This window comes from Glutamicibacter sp. 363 (assembly GCF_052379505.1).
Taxonomy (GTDB): Bacteria; Actinomycetota; Actinomycetes; order Actinomycetales; family Micrococcaceae; genus Glutamicibacter.
The window spans coordinates 127557-135862 of sequence record NZ_JBQSYR010000008.1 but is presented as its reverse complement, the minus strand read 5'-3'; the positions used below and the strand labels follow the sequence as shown (position 1 = coordinate 135862).

Here is an 8306-nt window from a genome sequence, read left to right as displayed (position 1 = left end):
AGAACTCGCGGGCATAGGAAACGAACGAACCCGAGGTCGGGCGGTGCATGACCAGTTCGCCCAGCGCGCGCAGGATCAGGAATGCGAAGAAGCCGCAGACCGCGTAGCTCACGACGATGCCCGGACCGGCCGCCGCCAGGCGCCCGCCGGCGCCCATGAACAGGCCAGTGCCGATGGCGCCGCCAATGGCGATCATCTGCATCTGGCGGGAAGAAAGCCCCTTGTGGTAATCGTCGTCGCCGGCGGTGAGGCCCGCCTCGGGCACGTGCGCCGCGGTGGCGTGGGTGGTGGAATGCTCCATCGGAATCCTTGGGTGTTAGTCGGAGAGATTTGCCAGGCGCTCTGGCTTGAGCAGTTCGTTCAGGTCTGCGGCCGAGAGCAGGCCGCGTTCGAGCACCAGCTCGGCCACGCCGCGTCCGGAATGCAACGCTTCCAGCGCGATCGACGTGGACTGGGCGTAGCCCAGCCGGGGGTTCAACGCGGTGACCAGGCCGATGGAGTTCTCCACCTCGCGGCGCAACGCGTCTTCATCAACGGTGATTCCATCGATGCAGCGGGTCGCCAGGGTGAGGCAACCGTTGGTCAAGTGCTTGAGCGAAAGCCCGATGGAATGGGCGATCACCGGTTCGAAGGCGTTCAGCTGGAGCTGGCCGCCCTCGGCCGCCATGGTCACCGTCATATCGTGGCCGACCACCTGGTAGGCGATCTGGTTGACGACCTCCGGGATGACCGGGTTGACCTTTCCGGGCATGATCGAGGACCCGGACTGCACCGCCGGCAGCTGCAGGTCGTTGAGTCCGGCACGTGGTCCGGAAGAGAGCAGGCGCAAATCGTTGCAGATCTTCGAGATCTTCAGCGCCACGCGCTTGAGCACTCCGGAGAGGTGCACAAAGGCGCCCACATCGCTGGTGGCCTCGATCAGATCGGGACTGGTGGTCAACGGGAGGCCGGTCAATGCGGCCAGATGGCCGCGCGCCGATTCGGCGTAGCCTGCCGGAGCGTTCAAACCGGTACCGATCGCGGTGGCCCCGAGGTTGATCTCGGTGACCAGCGACAGCGATTCGGCCAGCCGATCGCGGTCTTCGCGCAAGGTGACGGCCCACCCGCCAAACTCCTGGCCGACGGTCATCGGCACCGCATCCTGCAACTGGGTGCGTCCCATTTTCACCACGCTGCGAAACTCGCCGGCCTTGGCCAGGCAGGAATTCTCCAGCACCAGCAGGGCGTCAAGCAGCGGCTGGGTGGCGAAGTGCGTGGCGATGTTCACCGCGGTCGGGTACGCGTCATTGGTGGACTGCGAGAGGTTCACGTGGTCATTCGGGTGCAGAAAGGAGTACTCGCCCTTTGCATGCCCCATGATTTCCAGAGCGAGGTTGGCAATGACCTCGTTGGCGTTCATATTGGTACTGGTCCCTGCACCGCCCTGAATGGGGTCGATGATGAACTGTTCGTGCAGGGCGCCGGCGGCGATCTTTTCGCACGCTTGGTCGATGGCCGCGGCGCGCTCGGCGTCGAGCAGGCCCAGCTCGTGGTTCGCCCGGGCGGCCGCCTGCTTCACGCGGGCCAGCGCGGCAATCAGGTGCGGGTTGCCGGTGAGGCTGGTGCCGGTGATATCGAAGTTTTCCTTGGCGCGCAGGGTATGGACGCCCCAATAGGCGTCGACCGGGATGTCGCGGTCGCCGATCAGATCGTGTTCGCTGCGTGTGGCGGGAGCCTGAATGGTTTCAGACATGAGTGCTCGCTCCTGATTTTAGGCGCACTGAATGCACCATAGGTGTTGGATGGAAACTGAAAATTATCGGGTTAGAGGGCTGTCAGTTCGCCGACCGGCTCGCCGCCGCCCAGGGCAGGGGAGGAGGCCAAGTCTTCCAGCGCCGTGGGCATCCGGTCGCCCAGGTGGCTGGACAGCAGCTTGATGGTGATCGGCATGCGGGCCCGGTCTGAGCCATCGGAGATCTTTACCGCCAGCGAGGATCCGTCGGGCAGGCCTATGGCCTGGATTCCCTCGAAACCATCCTTGGCCACGGCGCCGGGCAGCGCGCGCATCAGGTCGGTGACGTCGCGCCCTTCGCCGGCGACCAGTTCCGGATAGGCGCGCATGGCGGCAGCCACGCGGCCCTCGGCGGTGTCCGGCGCGGCCTTGGCCAGCTTCGCGAAGCCGCGAGCCAGTGCAGTGAGGGTCAAGGGGTAGACCTGGGTGCCGCAACCGTCGGTGCTGATCGTGGTGATGCGCTCTTCGGTGAGTTCCTCAACGATATCGCGCAGCGCCGCGGCCAGCGGGTGATCGGGGTCCAGGTAATTCTCGGTCGCCCAGCCGTTATGCTTGCACATGGCCAGCAGCGCCGCGTGCTTTCCCGAGCAGTTCTGCGCCAGTTGGGTGGCGCTGCCGCCGTCGGCGAGCCAGCTGGCCCGTTCGGCCACACCGTAGGGCAGGTCCGTGGAGTTCCCGAGCTCCGCGAGCTCCAGCCCTGCCGCGCGCAGCGTCGAATGGGCTACCTGCTGATGGCGCGTCGAACCGGAATGGCTGGCGGCTGCCAGTGCAATCTGTTCGCCGCTCAGTTCCAGGCCCGAGCGCAGGATCGCCACGGCAAATAGCGGCTTCAGCGCGGAGCGCGGGTAGAAGCGGGTCTGCTGATCTCCCAGCGCGGTGATGATCTCCCCGTGGGAATCGAGCAGTACTGCCGAACCATAGTGGATCGATTCGAGCACCTCACCGCGGCTGGCGGCGACCAGCGGCACATGGTTTGGAAGCTCTGGGGCAGCGCGCTGCGCCAGTCCCGCGGACGCGGCTGCGGAGGGGGTCACTTGGAACTCCTGACGATAGTTGAAACTGCTTGCTGCACGGCGCTCAGATGTTCGGCCATCGCTTGGCCGGCGGCTTCCGCGTCGGACGAGCAGATGGCTTCCAAGATCTTGCGGTGCTCGGCATTTGAGGGGGAACGGCGCCCGGTGACGAGGTTGACCGTTTCGGATTGGCGGGCCATGGCTTCGCGGATGTCGCCCACGACGCGGTCGAACACCGAGTTGCCGCTCGCGCGGGCGATCGCCGCGTGGAAGGCTGCGTCGAGTTCCACCCAGGCTTGCGCGCCGTCTTCGGATTCCATGTCATCGATGAGTCCGTTCAGCCGTTCCAGATCTTCGCTGGTGCGCCGGGCGGCGGCCAATTCGGCTGCGGGGATTTCGATGTGCGGGCGTGCCTCATAGAGGTCCGCCGAGGAGAAGGTGCCGAGCACCAGATCCCGGGTGGGCCGGTGGGAGATGACGAAGGTGCCGCGGCCGGTTTCGGTGCGGGTCAACCCGAGGGCGGCGCAGGAGCGCAGGGCTTCGCGGACCACCGAGCGGCTGACTCCGTAGGTCGAGGCCAGGCTCGCTTCGGAGCCGAGCTTGGCACCGAGCGGGATCTCTTGGGCCTCGATGGCTGCGCGCAGCGTGTTGAAGACCGCTTCGGAGGCGCTGGTCCGGGCGATCGGTTGCTGTCCGGCTGTCCAGCTGTCTGACAGGTTCATGATTACTAGTGTGAAGTGTGATCCACCCTACGTCAAGCCGGCCTTGAAGTGAGAGTGAATGCTCTAGTCAGCGACATGAGGATGCGAGGGCTCAAGATATTGCAGCGACACGGGTGACCATTTAATTGACGCGTCATGTAAATTTCATGAAAACGAGTCTAGGATGAAATCAGGTGAACGGTGCTGAGCCGTTGCCTCAAGCGAAGGTTCTGAGCACAGCCGGTAAATCCTGGCCGGATGCGCGGGCTTTCCCAACTACCCCTAGCGTGGTCTGGGGTATAGCAGAGAGAAGACTTGTCCATGAAAACTCGTGCAGCGATCGTATCGGCTCCGGAGCAAAGTTTGGAGATCCGCGAACTCGAACTCGATGAACCTCGATCTAACGAACTACGTGTGCGCATCATCGCCTCCGGTGTCTGCCACACCGACGCCATCATCCGTGACCAGTGGTACCCGGTGCCGCTTCCGGTGGTGCTCGGTCATGAGGGCTCGGGCATTGTGGATGCGGTGGGCGCAGATGTGGACGGCTTCAGCGTAGGCGACAAAGTCGTACTGGGCCCAGCGTATTGCGGTAGCTGTGAACAGTGCGTGTCCGGTCACCCGATGTACTGCGTGAACTTCTACGACCGCAACTTCGGGGTGCAGCGTCCAGATGGTTCCAAGGCTTTCTCGGAAAATGGCACCCCGGTTGGCTCGCACTTCTTTGGGCAGTCTTCCTTCGCCGAATACACCAACGTCGTCGCCCACGGTGCGGTAAAGGTCCCAGATGATGTGCCGCTTGATATTCTTGGCCCGCTAGGCTGCGGCATTATGACCGGCTCCGGTGCGGTACTTAACGTGCTCAAGCCAGAACCGGGCTCATCGGTCGTGGTTTTCGGCACCGGTGCGGTAGGCATGGCCGGTATGCTGGCGGCGAAGGCGGCCGGCGCCACCACGATCATCATGGTGGATATCGTCGAATCCCGACTGGAATACGCCAAAGAACTTGGTGCCACCCACACGGTGAACTCCAAAGAAGTTGATCCAGTCCAAGCGATCAAGGATATCACCGGCGGTGGGGCACAGTATGCGTTGGACACCACCGGGGTGCCCATGGTCTTCACCCAGATGACCAACTCGCTAGCCATCCGCGGTCATGCGGCTTTGGTCGGGGCAGCCAAGCTGGGCACTGAAGCGAAAATCGATATCGGAACCCAGCTTCTCGCCGGAATTAACGTGCACCTGGTCATCGAGGGAGACGCGGTACCTAAGGAGTTCATCCCGCGCTTGATCAACCTTTACCGCCAGGGGCTGTTCCCCTTTGACAAGCTGATCAAAACGTACAAGTTTGAAGACATCAACCAAGCTTTCGCTGATTCGGCTGACGGATCTACGCTCAAGCCGGTCATCGTCTACTAAACTTCATCGGTGGCAGAAGTAGCATCTGCTTAAAAGGTAGCCCCCGGATGGAATGTTAATCCGATCCGGGGCTACCTGTGTCAGTGGTGCTTATGGAATCGTGATGATCTGCCCGGCGTAGGACAGGCCGCCGCCGAATGCGAAGAGCAGGGCCTTGGAGCCCGAAGGCAGCGGATCATCCGAGGCCATCAGCTTGGAGAGGGCCAGCGGCACCGAGGCTGCGGAGGTGTTGCCCGAGTAGACCACATCGGTAGCGACCCGGGCGTTCGGTGCACCGATCTTCTCGGCCAGCGGTTCGATAATGCGCAGGTTCGCCTGGTGCAAGACGATGGCGTCCAGCTCTTCGGGCTTCATCTCTGCGCGCTCGATGATCTTCGAGGCGATCTTCGGCAGCTGCGTGACGGTCCAGCGGTAAACGCTCTGGCCGTTCTGCGCGAACTTCATGTCGTTCTCAGCTTCGATGCGCACCGCGTCGGAAAGCGAAGGAACCGAGCCCCAGACCACCGGGGAAATCCCGGAGGTTTCCGAGGCGGTGATAATGAAGGCGCCCGCACCGTCGGCGGTCAGCACGCAGGTGGTGCGGTCGGTGAAGTCGGTGAAGTCGGTCAGCATTTCCGCGCCGATCACCAGTGCCTTGGTGGCGCTGCCGGCGGCGATAGCACCCTGGGCCAGACCCACCGCGTGGGCGAAGCCGGAACACGCAGCGTTGATGTCCATCGTGGCCGGGCCCTGCTCCATGTCCAGCGCCTGAGCCACGCGAGCGGCCATATTCGGCGAACGGTCCTCGGCGGTGCAGGTGGCAACGATGATCAGATCAATGTCCGTGGCATCAATGTTCTCGGCATTGTCCAATGCCATTTTTGCGGCCTTGATGGCCATGGAGTCGACGGTCTCGATTCCGGTGCCCCAACGACGCTCCTGGATGCCAACACGGCGGGTGATCCACTCGTCACTGGTTTCGACCAGCTTCTCCAACTCGGTGTTGGGTACGATGCGCTCTGGCTGGAAGTGGCCAAAGGCTACGACTTTGCTGCCGGTCATGGGTTTAGCTCCTTGGAAAATGAATGCTCTTGCACTCAAGGTTAGTCGTTTTGCTGCCTACTCGCTGTTCACATCTGCTCTGCGGCGTATGAGATTGACCAGAAAACCGGCAAAGCGTGCAAAAAACTCCTGCTTTTCACTGCCTTTCGGGCAGGTTCATGACGTTGTGGTTCGCTGTTTACCTGTCGGCCAACAGCGTGCGGTGCAATGGTGGGAAAGCGCCGGATGAGGAATCGAGGATAGGGGAGAAGGATGTCTGCAACTGATGTAGCGACTGCCGAACTAATGAGCCTACGCCCGATTCCGGGAATCGGGCCGAACCGGCTTTATCACGCCGGGGCCCTGAGCAGTTTTGGTCCGCGTGCCGTCGAACAGTTCCAAGGTCTCGATGTGGGCACGCTCATTGATCTGCGTGAACCCAAGGAGATCCAGCCAGAATCCATTCCGGTACTGCCCGGGTTGCGCTACCGACCGATCTCGCTGTATTCCGGTCAATTACCGGTGGACAGAACGCTCGGCGAGGTGCAGCGAATCCTCTTGGACGGCCGGGGTGCACGGCTGGTGGCGGTCCTTCGAGCGATTGCCAACGCCACCGGCGGAAGCATCGTGGTGCAATGCCAAAATGGTGGAGAACGCAGCGGGCTGGTGATCGCGCTGTTATCGGCGGCCCTGGGCATGGATCGGGCGCAGATCTTGGCAGATTTCGCGCCAGAGTCCTTTCAGGCCTCAGACACGTTATGGCAACGCGACCGGGCGGCCCTGAGCGGCACCCTCGATTGGCTGGGTGAAGGCTACGGTTCGATCCCCGGCTATCTGCTCAGCAAGGGGTTCACCGGGGCAGAACTGCGACGGCTGCAATCGCTGGCCAAGCATTCGGCACCCCGTGAGCTGCGCAGCTTGGTGGCCAGCTGATGAAAACGCTGAACGTAGTCCATCTGAGCGACACTCACCTGTGCGCCGAAGGCAAGCTCCTGCACGGCACCATCGATGCGTGGGCTCGCTTGCGCGCCGCGCTCCACGCGGCCAAGCACTTCGCTCCGGACGTTGTGGTGGTGACCGGGGATATCGCCGATCGCGGGGCACGGGTCCACGAACGCGCCGCGAAGCTATTTGCGAAGTTCGAAAATGAGCTTGGCTGCCCCATCATTACCGTGCCGGGCAATCACGACCCCCAAGAGTCGGTTAACGAAGCATTTAATACCTTCCGCCTGTCCACCGGGCCGCATATCGCAAATACCGTGCACGAGATCAACGGACTGCGCATTATCGGCCTGGACAGCGCAGGCTACCGCGAGGCTCGCGGCTGGCTCGATGCGCCGCAACTTCGCTGGCTGTCCTCTCTGCTCACCGAGCCGGCCCCGCGCGGATCGCTGATCCTCATGCACCACCCGCCGGTGGAAGCGATGGCCGCGGAGCTAGCAGGACGCGGACTGGCGAATCCCGAAGACCTCGCCCTGATACTGAGCGGCAGTGATGTGCGCGGCATCCTGTGCGGCCACTTCCACCAAGCCGGTGTCGGGCAGCTGAAGGGCACAAACGTCTTCATGGCCCCAGCAACCTCCTACAACACCAACGCCTACGCACCACTGGAGATCTTGAGCGGACCGGAAAGCTCATGGTTCTCCTTGCTGCAAGTTGATGCGCAGTCGATCCGGAGCAGTCCCATCCCGGTACGGCACGGCACACGCAAGAACAAGAACCACATCGCAAGTAAAACGACTAACGCAACACGTGCCAGAATTCCGGCACATTCGAGAGAGACATCATCATGAACGCAACAGAAATCGTCTTCGTGCGGCACGGAGAAACCGAATGGAATCGCGCCGGACGCCTGCAGGGCCGCAGCGATCTGCCGATGAACGACAACGGGCGCCGCCAGGCCCAACAAGCAGGCATGGAACTGGCAGCCACCGGAGCTTGGGACGCGGTAGTTTCCTCCCCGCTTTTCCGGGCTCGCCAGTCGGCGCAGCTCATTGCCGATCTGCTCGCCGTGCCGCGCGTGCAAGAATTCCCGGAGCTGATGGAACGGGACTACGGAGACGCCGAGGGCACCGTCGTGGCCGGGTTGAGCGAGGAGAATATCCACCGCCTGATGGACCTGGGGGAGAGCGAAGAGCACCTGGTGGAACGCGCGATCAACGTGCTGTTCAAGATCTCGGTGCAGCACCCGGGGCAGCGAGTAGCCGTGGTCAGCCACGGTTCGCTGATTCGCTCGGTGCTCACCGAGCTGCACGGACCGGGCCAAGCACGGGTTGCGAACGGAGAAGTCATCCGAGTAGAAACCGAGCTGCTGACCAATTATGTGGCCCGCGAGCCACTGTGGCACTGAGTCCACACTGAAAAAAGAAATCCACGTTGACC

The 8306-nt window shown here is 62.6% G+C and carries 8 protein-coding genes and 1 pseudogene; 4 read left to right on the top strand and 5 right to left on the bottom strand.

What is annotated here, in order from left to right:
* The 4 genes and pseudogenes from ACT3UA_RS06775 to ACT3UA_RS06760 form a co-directional block, all read right to left on the bottom strand.
* Positions 1-301, bottom strand: a pseudogene (locus ACT3UA_RS06775) (amino acid permease); the annotation flags it as partial.
* A 15-nt stretch (positions 302-316) separates the two neighbouring features.
* Positions 317-1732 (bottom strand): aspartate ammonia-lyase, encoded by a 1416-nt coding sequence (locus tag ACT3UA_RS06770; RefSeq protein ID WP_096286864.1) that lies wholly within the window; start codon positions 1730-1732, stop codon positions 317-319.
* 71 nt (positions 1733-1803) lie between these two features.
* Positions 1804-2805 carry an asparaginase gene (locus tag ACT3UA_RS06765; protein ID WP_217990384.1) on the bottom strand — a complete coding sequence of 334 codons (1002 nt, stop codon included), beginning with the start codon at positions 2803-2805 and terminating at the stop codon, positions 1804-1806.
* On the bottom strand, positions 2802-3506 hold the full coding sequence (locus ACT3UA_RS06760) for a FadR/GntR family transcriptional regulator (RefSeq protein ID WP_096286862.1): 705 nt from the start codon (positions 3504-3506) through the stop codon (positions 2802-2804). Before ACT3UA_RS06760 ends, ACT3UA_RS06765 begins: the two co-directional genes overlap by 4 nt.
* A 300-nt stretch (positions 3507-3806) precedes the next feature.
* Between ACT3UA_RS06760 and ACT3UA_RS06755 the strand changes: the two genes are divergently transcribed.
* The gene (locus tag ACT3UA_RS06755) at positions 3807-4904 is read left to right on the top strand and encodes an NAD(P)-dependent alcohol dehydrogenase (RefSeq protein ID WP_096286860.1); all 1098 of its coding nucleotides are present in this window, start codon (positions 3807-3809) and stop codon (positions 4902-4904) included.
* 90 nt (positions 4905-4994) lie between these two features.
* On the opposite strand, the gene ACT3UA_RS06750 is transcribed toward ACT3UA_RS06755, so the two are convergent.
* Positions 4995-5945, bottom strand: a complete 951-nt coding sequence (locus tag ACT3UA_RS06750) for a beta-ketoacyl-ACP synthase III (RefSeq protein ID WP_096286858.1) — start codon at positions 5943-5945, stop codon at positions 4995-4997.
* A gap of 252 nt (positions 5946-6197) precedes the next feature.
* On the opposite strand from ACT3UA_RS06750, the gene ACT3UA_RS06745 reads away from it, so the two are divergent.
* From ACT3UA_RS06745 to ACT3UA_RS06735, 3 genes are read left to right on the top strand one after another with little or no spacing between them, the layout of a single operon-like run.
* Positions 6198-6857, top strand: a complete 660-nt coding sequence (locus ACT3UA_RS06745) for a tyrosine-protein phosphatase (RefSeq protein ID WP_096286856.1) — start codon at positions 6198-6200, stop codon at positions 6855-6857.
* Positions 6857-7717, top strand: coding sequence for a metallophosphoesterase family protein (locus tag ACT3UA_RS06740; protein WP_096286854.1), 861 nt, complete (start codon positions 6857-6859; stop codon positions 7715-7717). The genes ACT3UA_RS06745 and ACT3UA_RS06740 overlap by 1 nt, the downstream gene beginning before the upstream one ends.
* Positions 7714-8274: a histidine phosphatase family protein gene (locus ACT3UA_RS06735; protein WP_096286852.1), complete on the top strand. Its 561-nt coding sequence runs from the start codon at positions 7714-7716 to the stop codon at positions 8272-8274. The genes ACT3UA_RS06740 and ACT3UA_RS06735 overlap by 4 nt, the downstream gene beginning before the upstream one ends.
* The last annotated feature ends 32 nt before the right edge of the window (positions 8275-8306 follow it).